The sequence below is a fragment of the Anabaena sp. WA102 genome, assembly GCF_001277295.1.
Lineage (GTDB): Bacteria > Cyanobacteriota > Cyanobacteriia > Cyanobacteriales > Nostocaceae > Dolichospermum > Dolichospermum heterosporum.
On record NZ_CP011456.1, the window covers coordinates 4420441 to 4437436 of the forward strand.

A 16996-nucleotide genomic window follows, 5' to 3' on the forward strand; every position below is an offset into this window, starting at 1 on the left:
TGGTAATTTAGGTAATAGACAGAGATATTTAATAAATAAATCTAGGGGCGATTCAGCTTGATTAGCTATCGCCCACAGTATTATAGTAAAACCCTAACCTTTCACAGGTGTACCGCAAGGATAAGTAGCTGTTTTTTCCTTACCACTCTCACTCACAGGCTGATCTTTAGCTGCTAAATAATCTTTTTGCAAAGTATCTAACAAAGCTTCCCGTCCATCATACAACCGCTTCAGGGGACGAGGTAGACATTGATTGAGAGTGTATGCTGTTACCAAAGGCAAAGCAATTGTACTATCGGTATAACAAACAATAGCGCTAGGTAACTCATCGGGGTCAATTTTACCCCAACTCACAGCTTCAGCAGGAGTCGCCCCAGACAAACCACCAGTATCAGGACGGGCATCCGTAAACTGAATAAAGAAATCATGTCCCCGTTCTTCCAATCCTAAAACCTCGTGAAGTTGCGGTTGTGTTTGTAATAAAAAGTTTTTAGGACTACCACCACCAATAATTACCGCTGCACTTGTACCGTCGTTTTCTCTCGCCCCATAGACGATAGCTGCGGTTTCATTGACATCAATAGAAGGATCTATTACCAGCTTTGAACCCTCTAAAGCCAAAGCAGCCACATTCATGCCGATGGAACTATCTCCAGGAGAAGAAGTATAAATAGGTACGCCACATTCATAAGCTGTCGCCAATAAGCAGGAATTTTTGACACCCAATTGCTTTTCGATTTCCCAGACGCACTTACCCAGTAAATGATGGAATTCAGCCGTTCCCATGCGTTTTTGGAAAGGTTCAGCTTGGAGAACTTTACGAATAAAAGCGTCCGTTTCTAGCAGTACATCGTAACCAAAAATAATGTCATAAATTCTGATTGTTCCTTCTTCCCGTAATTTGACATCATCTAAAAAGGGACTACCCGCAAATAGTTCAAAACCCAAACCATAGTGCATATCATGGTAAAGATTCGCACCTGTGCAAATCATCCAGTCAATAAAACCATTGCGAATGAGGGGCGCAAGGGCGGAAACGCCAAAACCAGCTGGTGTCATCGCCCCAGATAGGCTAACTCCCACAGTCACACCCTCTTGAAACACTTCCTTAGTTAGCAGTTGACAGGCTTCCCGCAACCGGGCTGAGTTGTAAGCAGTAAAATAGGTATCAATCAAGTCAACCACGCTAACATTGTTAGACATGGGGATAGGTGCAATTTTTTTACCTGGCTTTTGTGACATTTTTGGGAAATCCTGAATAGTAAATATGCCGAATACAATGTTATCGTATTCAAATGTACGGAAGTTGCTAAAATGTTATGCAGCTATATAAATTAGCGGCAATGCTGAAGATAATACTTCGGAAGTCATCCAATTTTCTATTTCTATTTGAGCAAATCCAAAGGTATATCTCAACCAATATTTGCTATTATTAAACATAACTAACTTGTTATTAATTATGGCACAAGCGTTAGTGAGTCTCTCTGAAGGAATCGCATCCGAACCTGCACCATTGGAATTTACCACTGATGGTGTGATTAGGATAGGTAAAACTCGTGTAACACTCGATACGGTAATTGCTGTTTTTAAACAAGGAACAACAGCAGAAGAAATTGCTTATCGTTATCCATCCCTTAAACTTGCTGATATTTATGCTACCATTGCCTTCTATCTCAATCATCAACAAGAAGTGGAAGTGTATTTACAGCAAAGACAGCAACAAGCACAGGAAATTCGTAAAATAAATGAGGCCAGATTTGATTCCCAAGGGTTGCGTGATAGATTGTTGGTGCGGAAAGCAGAACGGGAAGTATGTTGAAACTGCTGGCTGATGAGAATTTTGATAATACTATTGTGAGGGGATTGTTGCGACGTAACCACCTTTACCAACTCAGTTGGTGATGTTGTACTGGACATTCACGATATCTCAGATATCGGGGAATGTCTCGGTTAAAAGTATCAGCAATTAGAACTTTGTTTTAATGTTGGTCCGATTGAGATATAAAATATAAGCAGAGTAAAAGCTTAAAAAGATCGACTTAGCGTTACTCTGCGTCGAAAAATGCGATCGCTCTTTTTGGTTTACAATAAGATTATCCCAGAGGATTAACTCGGAAACCGATGCCAACCCTCACAGATATTTCTACTTTTTATTAAGATCACAGCTAACATAATTTATGTGATTTCTGGTCTATCATAACTAATGAATTTGTCGAAGCAGAAAAATTATACTTCATGTTCTTAGTCTTAACAGTTATTTATCAACAGGATTTATGAAAAGCGACACACCAGAAGAATTACATCCAGATTCAGCAGATCAAGAGATTTCCCGGTTAATTGATGAGGTAATATCAACATCCCAAACTGATGAAAAATACCGTCAAAAAATGCAGCGACGGAAAGAAGTCCAAGATCAACGCATAGCTAAAGCCATACCGGAAAAAGGCTTAATTATCGTCAATACTGGTCATGGTAAGGGTAAAACTACTGCGGCTTTGGGAATGGTTTTGCGATCGCTCGGACATGGACATAAAGTAGCCATAGTGCAATTCATCAAAGGCGCATGGGAACCAGCAGAAAAACGTGCTTTTAGCCACTGGGAAAACCAACTCGAATTTCATGCAATGGGAGAAGGCTTTACATGGGAAACTCAAGATCGTGATCGTGATCTTGATAAAGCTGCTGCTGCTTGGGAAAAATCCCTAGAATTTATCAACAACCCAGACTTTAAATTAGTTCTCCTCGATGAAATTAATATTGCTCTGAAACTGGGTTATTTACAGGTTGAAGAAGTATTAGCAGGTTTAGCTCAAAAACCAGCAGACAAGCACGTAATTCTCACGGGAAGAGGCGCACCACCGGCATTAATTGAAAAAGCCGATTTAGTCACTGAAATGACATTAGTTAAGCATCCTTTTAAGGATCAAGGGGTGAAAGCTCAAGCAGGAATTGAGTATTAATTCAAATTGGTCATTGGTCATTAGTTATTGGTCATTGGTCATTGGTCATTGGTCGTTGGTCATTGGTCATTAACTTATTTCTCCCTGCTTTATAGCATTTCCTAATCATATCGAGTATATTTATAGCCTCCTCCTCGCTTGCGGGGAGGGGGTTGGGGTTCTTGTACCTCACTAAAAAATGCTATATCCCAAGGACAATTATTTACGTCCACCTACTTATTTAAAACCATCGCTTCCTTGTTGGCATATCTGCAAAATTTCCCTATCATTAGAACTTACAGAACTCAACTGATGATAGTCTTGTAATGTTACTGAATAAGGATAAGTTGTGAACTCATTTTCATTAACTTTAGGGATCGTACTTGCTGTAGAAACCTCCATTACACCAACTTCACCGGGAGAACTTTTCACTGTCATTGCTAATTCTCCTGACTTAGCTAAAGTTCCTTGAAAACAACTAAATTCAGAGTGAGGAACATACAAAGCACCAATAATTTTACTTTGTTGTTTTTGAAAGAGAATGTAACCTTGTCCTAATTCATTTGGTGTGGATGATTGTCCATAAAGATAAGTCCCATCTTGTTCGGGAAATTGGATTTGTCCTTTTCTCCCCAATTCTCTCGTATTTGTAGATAATGCTGTGATATTTTCTGTTAACTTATCAGTAGATATCTGATTAGAAATATTCACTGGTGATTTTTGCATAGCTTCCTCTTTAATCACAGCAGGATCAAAGTTAATCTGTCTTTGATTTATGGGTACTACATAATTAGTAGTTAAGGCCGTTGATGAGAGGAGTTTGTAATGTTGTTGACTAGAATAACTAATACCCAAAATACCAACCGAAACAATTAGTCCAACAATGGGAAATTTAAATTGGCTAGAAGTCATTAATTTGGAAATATGATTAAGCATCGGATTTCTCCTGTAATAAAGCTAACTATTGTTCTTTCCTGGATTTTTGCCATAATAACTGAATACTCATTACTGACGATTCCCTCAAAAGTTTTATCTATATATTTAATTTTAAATTCAGCAAAAACTCACCATTTATGTAAATTTGGGGAATAATCTCAGATTATCATTAGTTAATAAATTTATCCATCAGTTCATAAAATCCTCCACCGGAGGGATGTAAAATCGAGATTGAAAATTCTCAGCCTGTTTCAATGTTTAATTCTTGTATTGATCTGCCAGTAGATACAACTTCCCATCTACAGATTTCGCAAAATAAATCAGAAATTTGCAGAACCTTTTCTATTTCTTCAAAAAAAAATCGCCCCCTGTTTTGAACTCAGGAGGCGCATCACCAAGAGAAATACTTCAAAATACGCTGTTGCGTGTATACTGTTTCAGCTGGCAACGTATTCTTTGACATTAGCTCGACGGCGACGTAAATGTGCAAGGGCTTGATGCTCTAACTGGCGGACTCGTTCCCGACTGAGGTTCAACCGTTCACCAACTTTCGCCAAGGACATTTCATTTCCATCTTCTAAACCAAAGCGTAAGGCGACAACTTGACGCTGTTGGGGTGTGAGTTCTGCAAGTAAATTATTCAAGTCTTGACGTAGAAACTCTTGAGTAGTGTAATACTCAGGGGAAGGACCGTCATCTTCCAACATTTCTTGTAATTCGGTATCTTGGTTTTCACCGACGCGCACATCTAAAGAGACTGGTTGACGCGCCATATTCAGATATTCACGAATCTGAGCCGGTTCTAACTCCAGTTCTTTGGCGATTTCTGTCGGTGAGGGTGATCTTCCTAGCTTTTGTGCTAACTCCCGTTGAACTTTTTTAATTTTGTTCAATTTTTCGGTAATATGGATTGGTAGGCGAATGGTTCGACCTTGTTGGGCGATCGCTCTGGTAATTGCCTGACGAATCCACCAGTAGGCATAGGTTGAGAACTTATAACCCCGCATAGGATCAAATTTCTCCACACCCCGTTCTAATCCCAAAGTACCTTCCTGGATTAAATCCAGAAATTCCATATTTCGCTTTTGATATTTTTTTGCAATAGCTACAACCAAGCGTAAATTAGCCTCAATCATTTTTTGCTTGGCTCGCTTACCTTGTACCATCAGATGATTTATTTCTGTTTCTGATTGATTAACACGGGCAGCCCATTCTGATAAACTAGGTTCATGATCAATTTCCTTCCTCAAAGCTTCTTTAGCTTCTAGCAGCGCCATCATCTGCTGTACTTGTTTACCGTAGATAATCTCTTGTTCACGGCTTAACAAAGGTACACGACCAATTTCTCGCAGATAGGTTCTGACCATATCAGCGGTAAATTTGGCATTGACATTCTCTGTATGATTTTTAACTGTAGGCATTGGTGCTTTTATCCTCTACTCCTTAAACATAATCAATATTTTTTTAACAAAGGCAATTCGTAAGCTTACAATATACATCACTGGATATGAAAAGCTACCATCAAGCATGATTGATATTGATCCAACCTTTGTCAGTAACCCAGCCCTAAAGGGACTGGGCTTGCAAGAGTAATCAAGCAAGCCGTACTGACCAGACCACCCTGAGTTTACTCTCATGGTAGCCGTTATTTGAGTCACGACACCCCGGAATGCGAAGCTAGTTCCCTGCTCTGTCGCTTGTGATTAAACAGTTCTAAGGTCACTGGAACAGTGTTGCAAGCCTAACAAGCTCTTATAACAGGTCGAAGCTAACATTACCCCAGAAATGGGAGTTGGTTTCCAGATTCCAATCAAAAATCTGGTTTCAATTTTAATATCCACAGCGGTTAAAACCGCTCGTGTCGTTTCCCTCTCAGGTCTAAAGACGCGCTCGTTTCCCACTTACCGGGTGTTCTTATGAAGATGTTGTTAGTCTAAAAATATGTCTCCTTACCCTCTCTATAATTTTGATTTTGGAGTTTTAGCAGAAATACATTGGGTTGGTGGCTAGAATTCTTTTGTTTAAGTTATCTAGTAGTCGTTTTGAAACCGGAGTCAGTATGAGTTTACATTGGTTTTATGTTACGACAAACAGAGTCAATAGTAAAGTTCCCAGATAATAAATACTCTAGTAATCAAGCCAAAAAGTTGATGATTATGGAAACTATTTTTTTTTTAACTTCCAAAAACTGTGTTCGCATATCCATAGTGACGCGAAAACCCCTCTAAAGTTGCTTTTGATTAGCCGGATAACCGAACTTGAGCTACTTGGATAATGGAGGGATGTTACGAAATTGTTAGTTGTCCGTTGTCCGTTGTCTGTTGTCTGTTGTCTGTTGTCTGTTGTCTGTTGTCTGTTATTGACTTGAAACTACTAAAAACCTAAATCTGCTTTTGCTAGTTCAGCAGCGGTGAATACTTCCTCATCTGTTTTTTCTTCCCAAGCGATCGCACCAATTTCGGAATAAAAGGTAGAATCATAGGGACGAGTCCGCACGACTACTGGCATAGGAACAGCATGACCTAAAATTAAAGCTTGTTGTTTAGAGTCCAACTTAGCTAAGACTGAGCGTAAACCACCCGCACCAGATACACCTGTAAAAATAGCATCAATATCTTTTTCGTCATTCAGCAAAGCGGTGATTCGAGTCCCAATCTGAGACATGACTTCATTATCTATCCCTGATGGACGTTGATCAACTACCAAAAGCGTGACAAAATATTTTCGTAGTTCTCTAGCAATAGTTCCAAAAATTGTACTTTGTACCACTCCTGGGTCAAGAAAGCGGTGTGCTTCCTCTATTGTAATCATTAATGGTGTCGGCCGATCCAAAGGATTTTTACTTTGGAGAAATTTATCAGCTTTTTTGACATAATGCTCATGTATCCGTCTGGTAATCATATTCGTCACCAGCATATATGAGAGCATATTGGACTGGGAACCAAATTCGATAACTACGTTTTTTCCAGCTTCTAAAGATTGGACGATATTTTTAATATAATTTTGCGGACAAGCACTTCGCATATATTTTAAACTATCTAAGCGAAAAAGTTTCCGCTGTAATGCCATAATTGAGCCTTTGTGTCCGCGTTTTTCGTCACAAAACATCTCAATATCTTCATTACTCATATTTAGTAATTGAATAATCCACGATTTACCCAACTCTGTAAAGAGGATATTAGCATTATCTAAAGCCGCTTCTGAAAGTCCTAAATCACGATTACATAGTTTAATATCTTCAACTTCAACCTGTTCATAGCTTAGATATAGTTCTTGTGCGTCTCTTACACCTCGCCGTTTAGTTGAATCTGGATCAAGTGTGTAAACTTCAACTTGTCCGGGAAATAGTTGTTTTAAACCTTTTACAGTATTAACGTTCTTTCCTTCTGCGACTGCTTCCCAACCATATTCTGAGTGCATATCAAAAATCAAGTTAACAGCCGCATTTTTACGAATAACCCCAGCTAAAATTAACCGTGTCAGGAAAGATTTCCCAGTCCCCGATTTACCAAAAATCCCATTACTCCGTTCCACAAAGCGGTTTAAATCAATGCAAATCGGCACATCCATATCTAAGGGTTTACCGATAGAAAAGTTGTTACGATGAGGGTCATCTTCCCAGCCAAACACTTTGCGGAAGTCCTCCTCATTGGCTTCGTAAACTTGGCTAAAGTGACTAGGAATAGTTTTCACAGGTAATAATTCCATCGTCGTACTGGTTTGGGGTTGAAAGGATGCTAAACCAGTGGACGATGGGATAAAAGAATTAGGGGATTTACCATTGTTAGAAAAGCCAGATTCTGGAGATTCAGGGGTAAACATCAACATGGGTGCTAGGTTGATCATCCCATAAGTACCGCTACCTGCTAATACTTCACGCAGAAAGCTATCTTCCCAATTGGGAGGACTAGCTGTAATGCGGTCATTCGCCATACCCAAGGATACATCTGTTAGCATACAGAAAAAGCGCGATCGCATCCCTTGTACCACGAGAAATTTACCTACCCGCATATCTTCGACAGAAATATCTGGGTGTAATCTGACCTCCAAACCCCCAGTTAGAGAACCTTCAATAACAGAACCTAATGGTAATCCCAAATTCATTTTTGTTTGTTGTTCGTTGTTCGTTGTTATAGCAGGGAACAGGGAACAGGGAACAGGGAACAGGAAATATTGATATTTTTCTTGCCTATTGCCTATTGCCTATTGCCTATTGCCTCTTGCCTATTGCCTCTTGCCTAATCAATTTGAATACTTGTGGGTGAATTTCCTACGGGTGGTGTGATTCCTGGTAATGGTTTTCTAAATTGAGAGTAGATGCGATCGCGCCAAGCGAAAAATGCTTCATAATCAGGATTATTGGCTATACTCGACAACCCTTTCCCTCTGAGAGATACAGGTAAATCCAAATAAGCACCATCAGGAAACTTCAAAAGCATGGATAAACTAGCAACTGTTAAATCAGCTAAAGTTGGTTCATCACCTGTTAAATAAGGACTACCCACTAATAATTGGGTAATAATATCCAAATCTTGTTTTAAGCTAGTAACAGCCGCATTTACCACATCTGGGGTAAAACCGACACCAAAACCCAGTGCTGACAGAAAATCACTAGGAACACCTTCCACAACACTTCTAAGAATATCTGGAGTAGAAACTGGTAACAACGACTTACGAAAACTCTGATCTTGACTAATAGCTGCAAATAGAACCTTTCTACCTTTAACACCTATAGATTCATCAGCCCAATCTTCCAATAATAAAGTCAAAGCGCGTTTTTTGGGATCTATCGGTATCAGGGGATAATCTGGGTATTCTGAATCTAAATATTTAGCGATTTCTGTAGAATCAGCAATATATCTATTGCCATCTTTTAACACTGGAACTTGCTTTTGTCCAGTTAAACGAAATAATTCTAACTGGCCAATTCCTGGTGCAACTTCGATTTTGCGATACTCTAGTCCTTTATAATCTAGGATTAGACGAACTTTTTCGGAAAATTGAGATAGTTCCCACTGATATAGTTCTAGCATATTGTATATTCGGCAACTTGTTTAGTCGTTAGTTTTATAATTGTATCTTTAATTCTTAGCATTTTTCCTGTAAATTTACCATTTTCTGGGTTAAGTTGTTGCCCATCAAGTTGGAAATCACTCGAATTTGTGCAACAATCGGGTTCGGATTTTTATGGACATAAATTGATTTAGCACTGTTCGAGATACTTAAAATTTTCCCAATAGTTCATAGCATAAAATAGCATAAAAGTGTTGAACTTGTTAGAGGATGTTTGAAAAGTTTTTAATGTATAAATAAATCCCTCTGGTAAACCTCTCCAGTATTAAATGTTATTCCTTTTCCCTCTCCTCTTAGGAGCTACGGTCTACACACAAGTTATCAAATCACCATTATTCCTCAAATTACCCCACCCTAACCCTCCCCGATGCTTTGGGGAGGGAACTAATTTTTCCGGTTTCCCCCCAAAGCATCGGGGGGATTAAGGGGGGTAATTTAACTTGTGTGTACACGATAGCCTCTTAGAAGAGAGTTAGGGAGAGGTAGGGAAGGGGGGATAGGTTTCATCTAATACTTTTCAAACAAACTCTTAGATATTATAAATATTCCTACTCCTGACCACTGATTTCTAGATTCTTTGATCACCTTACCTCAATTTTTGCGAAAAATCTTGTTCCTGAGTCAAGAACCTTTTTGGTTGGCAAAATGTGATAAATCTTGGTATAACTTGTATGCAATCAAGATAAACAAAATTTATGAACGCTAATTACAGCAAATTATTGCCCAAAATCACAGCAATTATGGGATTAATGAGTATCGCTCTTTTAACTACTATCCCATCTCCAGCCAAAGAAGTCCGCAATCCCAGACCAAATATTTTCAATGAACCACCTTACAATCGTGGTAGCAAACCTAGTGAAACCGCACCGGTCGCCGAACCCAACCAGCCAGTAAGGGAAGTCCCCACTACACCAGTTAGCAAACCCACCCAGTCAACATCAGTGAATTTAGTGACTTTGCTTGAGAAGAATGAATCTTTTAAAACTCTCGCTAAAGCTTTAAAAGCAGCGGGACTTACAGAAACCTTACAAGGAAAAGGTCTTTTTACCATTTTTGCTCCTACAGACGCAGCATTTGCAAAACTACCAGCGGACGCATTAAAGGATTTATTGAAGCCAGAAAATAAGGAAGTATTGGTCAAGATATTAACTTATCATGTAGTATCTGGTAAGGTCCTCTCCACTGACTTAAAATCTGGGGAAGTGAAAACCGTAGAAGGGGGTGCTATTAATGTTAAAGTTGACCCAGTTACAGGTGTAACTGTAAATGATGCCAAAGTAACTCAGGCAGATATCCAAGGTAGTAACGGTGTTGTTCATGCAATTGATAACGTAATTCTGCCTCCTGATTTATAGATTTTTGAGATTTGAGTGATGAAAATTCGGGCGTTGCTGATTAAGGGTATGAATTCTAGTCTCACGCAAAGGCGCAAAGACGCACTGAGGTTTGAGTTTTAAAGGTTCAATTTGGGAATTTCATACCTCAATTCAGCAACGCCAAAATTCGCAAATTAAAATCCCCGAAGCATGAAAAATCGGGGATTATAATATCCAAAAACACTCAGTATGAACTGGGTTTTTTAGAACATACCAATCATACTAACGAGCCTTAGCAGTAGCCTTAGCTTCAGTTTGCTTTGCTTCTTGAACTAACTGCATCATCAACTGTTCCAGCTTTTGTGCTGTCTGTTCTTCTTGGTGTAGGTTTTGTTCTAACAACTGGACAACTTGGTTTTGTCCCATTTGTTCCGCTACCTTAATTAAACTACGATAACAAGCTATTTCCAATTGTTCAATTTTACTATGCCATTCCGCCAATCCTAAGTCTATAATTTTGGGATTATCGGCAGCTAAAAGGACGAATTTTTGACCTTCACTAATTAAACCAGCCGCAAGATCACAGGTAATTCGCTGTGGTTGCTCTCCTAAAATAGATAAAACCTGTTTCAGGTTTTCGATATGCTGTTCGGTTTCTGGAATATGTGGCTCAATTACAGCTTTCAATTTACTGTTTTGACAACATTGCCACATCATTTGCTGGGCTTCTAAGAAATGATTTTCAGCATCGAACATGATGTTCATTTCATAAATAAGCTGCTGTTGTAAGCTGGTGATTTTTTTCGTACCCGGGCGATCGCTAACTAAAACCATGATCATTCTCCTAATGGTAATTTCGCTGTCTTTAACAGTCGTTCCATTAACCCTACGTCTATTCCGATCTATTCTCCTCTTGCTAAAGACACAGTATAGGTGTGAAGTTTTACTGTTATTTAAGTGACGATATCATACCAAAGTCTGAACTATGATTTGTGTGATCTCTTTGATTTAGATGATTAATGGGGTTTTCATCGCCAAAATCATCCAAATCATCAGAATCACAAGAATCATAGTTTAGACTGCCCCAATTACGTTAAAGTAAAGATAAATTAAGAAATTGCTGTCAAATAAATGGCTGCTCCAAGTTTAGAAGTAATTGCGACTCAGTTAGAAAGTCCAAATTTGCGCGATCGCATGGTAGCTCTTGCTAGTTTGCGTCACATATCTGCCGATGATGCAGTCCCTTTAATTAAAAAGGTTCTAGATGATGAATCCCTGCAACTGCGCTCAATGGCAATATTCGCTCTAGGAATCAAAAAAACCCCAGAGTGCTATTCTATTCTCGTGAAAATTTTAGAAACAGATCCAGATTATGGCATCCGCGCTGATGCTGCCGGTGCATTGGGGTATCTAGAAGATAATAGAGCCTTAGAAGTGCTATCACGGGCATTTTATGAAGATACGGACTGGCTAGTGCGATTTAGTGCTGCCGTATCTTTAGGTAATATCAAAGACCCTCGCGCCCATGATATTCTCATCCAAGCGTTAAATAGCGAAGAAATAGTCATCCAACAAGCGGCTATTTCAGCTTTGGGAGAAATCCGCGATATAAATTCTGTCACACATATTCTCCGTTTTGCCCAATCAGAGGATTGGTTAGTGCGACAACGACTAGCTGAGGCTTTAGGCAATTTACCGACTCCTAAAAGTGTCTCCGCCTTAAAATATCTAGAAAAAGATAGTCATAAAAACGTTGCTGAAGCAGCCAGGATTTCTCTACAAAGACTTGAAGAAACCAACAACCTGAGTTGAACTTAAGTAGGTTGGTGTTGAAAATTGTCGTTATGGCAAGGCAAAAGGCAAGAGGCAAGAGGCAAGAGTGAAGAGGGTTTGGGCGATTTTACATTTCTTTACACAGTTTGGTTTTATTGTGTTCACCTACTTAAAGTCGCCTCCTAGTTTTTATTGACACTTCCCGGTCTAAAGACGCGGGTCTCTTATAATAAAAGGCATTGTTAAAATTGTGATGCAGGACAACTTTATTTATGAACATTGAAGAATTTTTTGAATTAAGTGCTGGAAAGTGGTTTTCCCATCGCACCAGTCACCATTTAGCGTTCAAGCAGTCAGAAGACGGCAAATCAGACATTGTAATTGAGATGTTAGCCGCTGATCATCCAGAAGTAATTAAACTGTGTGAACAGTATGAAATTGCGCCAAATACGGCTTCCTGTGGGGCGCGAGTTATCTGGAATGGCACAATGGAATGGGATGAAGAAAAACATCAGGGTTCGACTGTTTTAGTCACAGTCCCCAATACAGATAACCCAGATGAAGGTAAATTACTCCGAGAAATGGGTTATGCCGAAAAAGCCCCCGTTGCTGGTAGCTATAAAATCGGTGACGATGGTGCTTTAACTCTAATTACTGAGTATGAAACCATGTGGTCTGAAGAAAGACTATGGTTTGCCAGTCCTAATTTACGGATGCGAGTAAGTGTGCTAAAGCGTTTTGGTGGCTTTAGTATGGCTTCCTTCACTTCTGAAATCCGTATGGGTAGCACAGATGCTTCTAAAAAGGCTACTGAAGCCGCTAATTCACAAAAATCCTAGACTAAGTAGTGAGACAGAATTAATTACACAATGTCATTGCGTAAGCGTTACGTGGCGTTAGCCATATGGAACGAAGTGAAATGAAGCAATTCCAAGGGTTGTGATTGCTTCCCTTCGCTCGCAATGACTGTAAATATTTTTGTCCAATTACTTACAATATTGAGGTTGGTAATGGGTCATTGGTAATTAAGTAGGTCAACACAATAAAACCAAACTGTGTAAAGAAATGTAAAATCGCCCAAACCCTCTTCACTCTTCACTCTTCACTCTTCACTCTTCACTCTTCACTCTTCACTCTTGCCTCTTGCCTCTTGCCTCTTGCCTCTTAATTACATTTATATATGCAACAAATTAGCTAAAACTTTGGGTAATGGTAAAACAATCAACAGTAACAAAGCCATTGATATTAATCCCATAAAATCACGTTTATTATCTAATTCCGTGACATCGTTTAAAGCAGGTTCGTCAACTAAGGGAACAAATAATAAAATAATTGCCCAAAATAAAAATTCTTCTCGGATAAACGAAAGCATTAGTAATAATAATCTGGCAACTTGACCAATAATCACAGCAGTTCGTTGTCCAAACATAGCATGAACAATGTGACCACCATCTAATTGTCCCACAGGCATCAAATTTAATGCGGTGACAATTAATCCTAAGAAACCTGCAACTGCAACTGGATGTAAATCAATGGCAGATTTTGCAGTTAATTCACTTCCTAAAGCCAACTTTGAGAGTAAAGCTAATAGAATCGAATATTTAGGATTGAGTGCATTGGGGTTTAAAAGTCCGGTTTTTTCGGGTAAAGCTACTATTTCTGAATGAGCTAAACCCCAAATTAATAAAGGTATAGTCATAATAAATCCTGCCAATGGACCAGCAATACTCACATCAAATAACGCTTTGCGGTGAGGTATGGGACTCTGGATTTTAATAAAAGCACCAAATGTGCCTAAGAAAAAAGGTATAGGAATAAAATAGGGTAATGTGGTGCGAATTTTGTAGAATTTCGCTGTTAGATAATGACCTAGTTCGTGAGTTCCTAAGATAGTTATTAAGCCCAAAGCATAGGGTAAACCCTGAAAAAATAATGTGAAATCAGATTCTAGTTGGGTGATATTAAAACCCGCAATTTTCAAGCCGATAAAAGTGGTGCTGAATAAAGTTGCTACTAACAATAGTAATGCTAAGACTGGTTCGGAAATTTTTTCTGCGTCTTGTTGGTTATTTGGTTTAACTGCTTGAGGATTGGGAACTAATACAAAGAAGGGTTTATCATTCATCCCTTCTTGAAATATGACTAAAAAGCGATCGCCAAATTGTCCTTCAATATTAGTTTTAATTTGCTCATAAGCCGCACTAGCCATAGTTCGCAACTGTCCCCGACAAATTACTGCTTGGGGACGATACTCAATATTTTGCACATAATAGACAGACCAAGGAAAGCAGTTTCGCAGTCGGCTTTCTTCTGCTAAGTCTATGGGACGGACAGGTGCTGTTTCTACAGGAGGAGTATTATTGGATGGTGATAGATTTTCTGGAGATTGATTTTCTGGATTTACGGGTAATTGCCGACCCCGATTAAACAATACCCAATATAATAATAAACAACCTCCCGATACCCAAAGAATGAGTGCTGATGGGGGAGCTTGTTTAGGACCATATATCAGCGTCCAACCAGTCAATACAAATGCAGGTGTCATTAAAACCAACCACAATAACCATACAGGGGTTCTTGTAGCCCGTGCAACGCTCTGTTGCATCATTAAATAAGTCAATGACCCCAGAAGGAGGAGAAACCAAAATGCCATATTATTTTCACTATGTTTAATAAAATGCCTTACCTGTAATTTTTGCTACAGATTTTAATTATAAGCAAGACTGCACGCCTTAATTTTTCAATCACAGTTCACAGTCATGGTGAATACACTGTAACCTGATTGTTCACCACTCCTCAGTTTGAGTTTTTTCATTTATGTCTTCTTTTCCCCAGCAGTCGAGTTACAAGACTAAACCACCACGTTCTATCTTGACAAAAAGCCTGTCAACGCCAGAAAATCCTCTGATTTTTACGAATAACAGTATTTTTGCCTTTCCACCTAATCGGGACACTTTAGGAGGGACATCTTACTTCATTATCGGCAATGAAGGAAATATTCTCATAGATTGCCCAGCTTTAGAACAAATAAACCAGGATTTTTTGTCCTTACATGGGGGAATTCGGTGGTTTTTTATCAGTCATCGTGGTGCTATTGGTAAAGCCGCAGAATATCAGCAAATCTTAAATTGCGAAATTCTCATCCAAGAACAAGAAGCCTATTTATTGCCCGGTTCAACTGTCACCACTTTTACTGATGAGTTCACTCTCAATGCCACAACGCAAATAATTTGGACACCAGGCCATTCTCCAGGCTCTTCTTGTTTATATTATCGTGAATTTGATGGCGTGTTATTTTCGGGGCGGCATTTACTTCCTAACCAGCATGGTGAACCTATGCCACTACGCACTTCTAAAACTTTTCATTGGCTACGACAACTTAAAAGCGTTAAGTTATTAAGCGATCGCTTCACACCACAAACTTTAACTTATTTATGCCCTGGCGCTAATACAGGCTACCTTAGAGGTAAATCCTGTATAGACCAAGCTTACCAAAAAATCACCAACTTGAATTTAGGTGACAGGTGACAGTTAAGAGGGAATAGGGAATAGGGAATAGGGAAAGAAATTCCTACCAATTACCAATTACCAATTACCCATTACCAATTACCAATTACCAATTACCAATTACCCATTACCCATTACCAATTACCCATTACCAATTACCCATTACCAAATTCTTACTCAAAAGTTCTACAGCCGCCTGATATTGAGTATCTGTCTTTGTGCCGATTTGTTCCCGGTTAAGTGATGGTTGGGAAATAATTTGATCAGGCTTAATTCCCAACTTATTAATATCTCGATGGTTAGGAGTTTCATATTTAGCAATTGTCACCGCCAAACCAGAACCGTCGGACAATTCAAACAAAGATTGAATTAAACCCTTACCAAAAGTTGTTTCCCCAATTAATTGGGCGCGATGATTATCTTGTAATGCACCCGCGAGAATTTCGCTGGCACTGGCAGTTCCTTTATTAACGAGAATTACTAAAGGATCTGTCGTTAAAGCCGATCCAAAGGCTTCATAGGTTCCCTGAATGCCTTGACGGTTGGCAGTGTAAACGATTGTGCCAGAGTCTAACCATAAACGAGCAGTTTCAATTCCTGCTTGTAAGAGTCCACCGGGATTATTTCTTAAATCAAGAATATAGGCAGACGCGCCTTTTTTTTCTAAAATAGAAATAGCTTGTGCCAACTCAGTAACAGCATTGGCACTAAATTGACTCAGTGATAGATAGCCAATCTTGGTTCCTTGGGGGGATAATCGTAAATCAAAAACAACAGGATTCAGCGAAATGCGATCGCGCACCAAGATAACCTCCTGATCCTGTTCTCCTTCCCTGCCAATTAAAAGCGTAACCACGCTGCCTCTTAATCCACGCATCTGCGCCGCCGCCTCATCAAGAGTCAGATTCTCTGTAGATAAACCCTCAATCTTCAAGATGCGATCGCGTGGTTTTAAACCCGCCCTATCCGCCGGAGAATTATTAATGGGTGTAATCACCTCCAAAACACCAGTTTGGGGATTGAGAGTAATTTGTAATCCCACACCAGTTAACTCTCCAGAAGTGCTAACTTGCAAACTGCGATATTTCTCAGGATCAAGAAACCGGGTAAAAGGATCATCCAAACTCTTTAGCATCGCCTGAATAGTAGTATAGGCTGCTTCATGATTAGCAAAATGTCCTTTTAACGCATTTTGTCGCACATCAAGCCAGCTTTGATGGTTAAAAGTTCCATCCAAATAAGAGCGATTAACAATTCGCCATACTTCATAAACTAACTTCTGTTCTGGAGTCAAAGCCGAAGCCGGCGGAACATATCCTGCAAACACCAAACCAAAAAGCAATAGCAGTAAGCATCCTAGCCGCCAAACCCGTTTGTGAATGAACCCTAATTTCAGTGCCATCTCAGACTTAAATTCCCTAAAAATTTCTGTAATGCTCAGTTGCTGATGAA

At 39.3% G+C, this 16996-nt stretch carries 15 protein-coding genes; 6 read left to right on the plus strand and 9 right to left on the minus strand.

What is annotated here, in order from left to right; genetic code table 11:
* Positions 1-93: 93 nt before the first annotated feature.
* Together AA650_RS19400 and AA650_RS29150 are read right to left on the minus strand one after the other, a co-directional pair.
* Positions 94-1242, minus strand: coding sequence for a homospermidine biosynthesis protein (locus AA650_RS19400; RefSeq protein ID WP_053540286.1), 1149 nt, complete (start codon positions 1240-1242; stop codon positions 94-96).
* Positions 1243-1317: 75 nt separating this feature from the next.
* A complete protein-coding gene (locus AA650_RS29150; RefSeq protein ID WP_257720878.1) occupies positions 1318-1440 on the minus strand; it encodes a hypothetical protein in 123 nt (40 codons plus the stop codon).
* A gap of 19 nt (positions 1441-1459) precedes the next feature.
* Between AA650_RS29150 and AA650_RS19405 the strand changes: the two genes are divergently transcribed.
* Both AA650_RS19405 and cobO read left to right on the plus strand, forming a co-directional pair.
* Positions 1460-1819, plus strand: a complete 360-nt coding sequence (locus tag AA650_RS19405) for a DUF433 domain-containing protein (RefSeq protein ID WP_053540287.1) — start codon at positions 1460-1462, stop codon at positions 1817-1819.
* Between the two features lie 454 nt (positions 1820-2273).
* A complete protein-coding gene (gene cobO, locus AA650_RS19410) occupies positions 2274-2960 on the plus strand; it encodes a cob(I)yrinic acid a,c-diamide adenosyltransferase (protein ID WP_053540288.1) in 687 nt (228 codons plus the stop codon).
* 216 nt (positions 2961-3176) lie between these two features.
* On the opposite strand, the gene AA650_RS19415 is transcribed toward cobO, so the two are convergent.
* From AA650_RS19415 to AA650_RS19430, 4 genes are all read right to left on the minus strand, one after another.
* Entirely contained in the window at positions 3177-3875 is a 699-nt protein-coding gene (locus tag AA650_RS19415; protein ID WP_053540289.1) for a hypothetical protein, read from the minus strand.
* A gap of 437 nt (positions 3876-4312) precedes the next feature.
* Positions 4313-5296: an RNA polymerase sigma factor, RpoD/SigA family gene (locus tag AA650_RS19420; protein ID WP_039199951.1), complete on the minus strand. Its 984-nt coding sequence runs from the start codon at positions 5294-5296 to the stop codon at positions 4313-4315.
* Positions 5297-6248: 952 nt separating this feature from the next.
* A complete protein-coding gene (locus tag AA650_RS19425) occupies positions 6249-7979 on the minus strand; it encodes a helicase HerA domain-containing protein (protein WP_039199949.1) in 1731 nt (576 codons plus the stop codon).
* A 134-nt stretch (positions 7980-8113) separates the two neighbouring features.
* Positions 8114-8908: a glutathione S-transferase family protein gene (locus AA650_RS19430; protein ID WP_053540290.1), complete on the minus strand. Its 795-nt coding sequence runs from the start codon at positions 8906-8908 to the stop codon at positions 8114-8116.
* 735 nt (positions 8909-9643) lie between these two features.
* Between AA650_RS19430 and AA650_RS19435 the strand changes: the two genes are divergently transcribed.
* Positions 9644-10303 (plus strand): fasciclin domain-containing protein, encoded by a 660-nt coding sequence (locus AA650_RS19435; protein ID WP_053540291.1) that lies wholly within the window; start codon positions 9644-9646, stop codon positions 10301-10303.
* Positions 10304-10546: 243 nt separating this feature from the next.
* Here the strand turns inward: AA650_RS19435 and AA650_RS19440 are convergent, their stop codons facing one another.
* Positions 10547-11098 carry a YciE/YciF ferroxidase family protein gene (locus tag AA650_RS19440; RefSeq protein ID WP_053540292.1) on the minus strand — a complete coding sequence of 184 codons (552 nt, stop codon included), beginning with the start codon at positions 11096-11098 and terminating at the stop codon, positions 10547-10549.
* A gap of 297 nt (positions 11099-11395) precedes the next feature.
* Between AA650_RS19440 and AA650_RS19445 the strand changes: the two genes are divergently transcribed.
* Both AA650_RS19445 and AA650_RS19450 read left to right on the plus strand, forming a co-directional pair.
* On the plus strand, positions 11396-12076 hold the full coding sequence (locus AA650_RS19445) for a HEAT repeat domain-containing protein (RefSeq protein WP_039200245.1): 681 nt from the start codon (positions 11396-11398) through the stop codon (positions 12074-12076).
* Between the two features lie 233 nt (positions 12077-12309).
* Complete coding sequence (locus AA650_RS19450) at positions 12310-12876, plus strand: phycobiliprotein lyase (protein ID WP_039200243.1); 567 nt, start codon at positions 12310-12312, stop codon at positions 12874-12876.
* A gap of 335 nt (positions 12877-13211) precedes the next feature.
* On the opposite strand, the gene AA650_RS19455 is transcribed toward AA650_RS19450, so the two are convergent.
* The gene (locus tag AA650_RS19455; protein WP_053540293.1) at positions 13212-14690 is read right to left on the minus strand and encodes a site-2 protease family protein; all 1479 of its coding nucleotides are present in this window, start codon (positions 14688-14690) and stop codon (positions 13212-13214) included.
* A gap of 164 nt (positions 14691-14854) precedes the next feature.
* Between AA650_RS19455 and AA650_RS19460 the strand changes: the two genes are divergently transcribed.
* A complete protein-coding gene (locus AA650_RS19460) occupies positions 14855-15565 on the plus strand; it encodes a hypothetical protein (RefSeq protein WP_053540294.1) in 711 nt (236 codons plus the stop codon).
* Positions 15566-15692: 127 nt separating this feature from the next.
* On the opposite strand, the gene ctpA is transcribed toward AA650_RS19460, so the two are convergent.
* Positions 15693-16946, minus strand: coding sequence for a carboxyl-terminal processing protease CtpA (gene ctpA / locus AA650_RS19465; RefSeq protein ID WP_053540295.1), 1254 nt, complete (start codon positions 16944-16946; stop codon positions 15693-15695).
* Positions 16947-16996: the final 50 nt, after the last annotated feature.

What these genes read in the sequence shown, in the direction of transcription:
- AA650_RS19400 (WP_053540286.1), bottom strand. Translation starts at nt 1,242, where the DNA reads ATGTCACAAAAGCCAGGTAAAAAAATTGCACCTATCCCCATGTCTAAC.
- AA650_RS29150 (WP_257720878.1), bottom strand. Translation starts at nt 1,440, where the DNA reads ATGTTTAATAATAGCAAATATTGGTTGAGATATACCTTTGGATTTGCT.
- AA650_RS19405 (WP_053540287.1), top strand. Translation starts at nt 1,460, where the DNA reads ATGGCACAAGCGTTAGTGAGTCTCTCTGAAGGAATCGCATCCGAACCT.
- cobO (WP_053540288.1), top strand. Translation starts at nt 2,274, where the DNA reads ATGAAAAGCGACACACCAGAAGAATTACATCCAGATTCAGCAGATCAA.
- AA650_RS19415 (WP_053540289.1), bottom strand. Translation starts at nt 3,875, where the DNA reads ATGCTTAATCATATTTCCAAATTAATGACTTCTAGCCAATTTAAATTT.
- AA650_RS19420 (WP_039199951.1), bottom strand. Translation starts at nt 5,296, where the DNA reads ATGCCTACAGTTAAAAATCATACAGAGAATGTCAATGCCAAATTTACC.
- AA650_RS19425 (WP_039199949.1), bottom strand. Translation starts at nt 7,979, where the DNA reads ATGAATTTGGGATTACCATTAGGTTCTGTTATTGAAGGTTCTCTAACT.
- AA650_RS19430 (WP_053540290.1), bottom strand. Translation starts at nt 8,908, where the DNA reads ATGCTAGAACTATATCAGTGGGAACTATCTCAATTTTCCGAAAAAGTT.
- AA650_RS19435 (WP_053540291.1), top strand. Translation starts at nt 9,644, where the DNA reads ATGAACGCTAATTACAGCAAATTATTGCCCAAAATCACAGCAATTATG.
- AA650_RS19440 (WP_053540292.1), bottom strand. Translation starts at nt 11,098, where the DNA reads ATGGTTTTAGTTAGCGATCGCCCGGGTACGAAAAAAATCACCAGCTTA.
- AA650_RS19445 (WP_039200245.1), top strand. Translation starts at nt 11,396, where the DNA reads ATGGCTGCTCCAAGTTTAGAAGTAATTGCGACTCAGTTAGAAAGTCCA.
- AA650_RS19450 (WP_039200243.1), top strand. Translation starts at nt 12,310, where the DNA reads ATGAACATTGAAGAATTTTTTGAATTAAGTGCTGGAAAGTGGTTTTCC.
- AA650_RS19455 (WP_053540293.1), bottom strand. Translation starts at nt 14,690, where the DNA reads ATGGCATTTTGGTTTCTCCTCCTTCTGGGGTCATTGACTTATTTAATG.
- AA650_RS19460 (WP_053540294.1), top strand. Translation starts at nt 14,855, where the DNA reads ATGTCTTCTTTTCCCCAGCAGTCGAGTTACAAGACTAAACCACCACGT.
- ctpA (WP_053540295.1), bottom strand. Translation starts at nt 16,946, where the DNA reads ATGGCACTGAAATTAGGGTTCATTCACAAACGGGTTTGGCGGCTAGGA.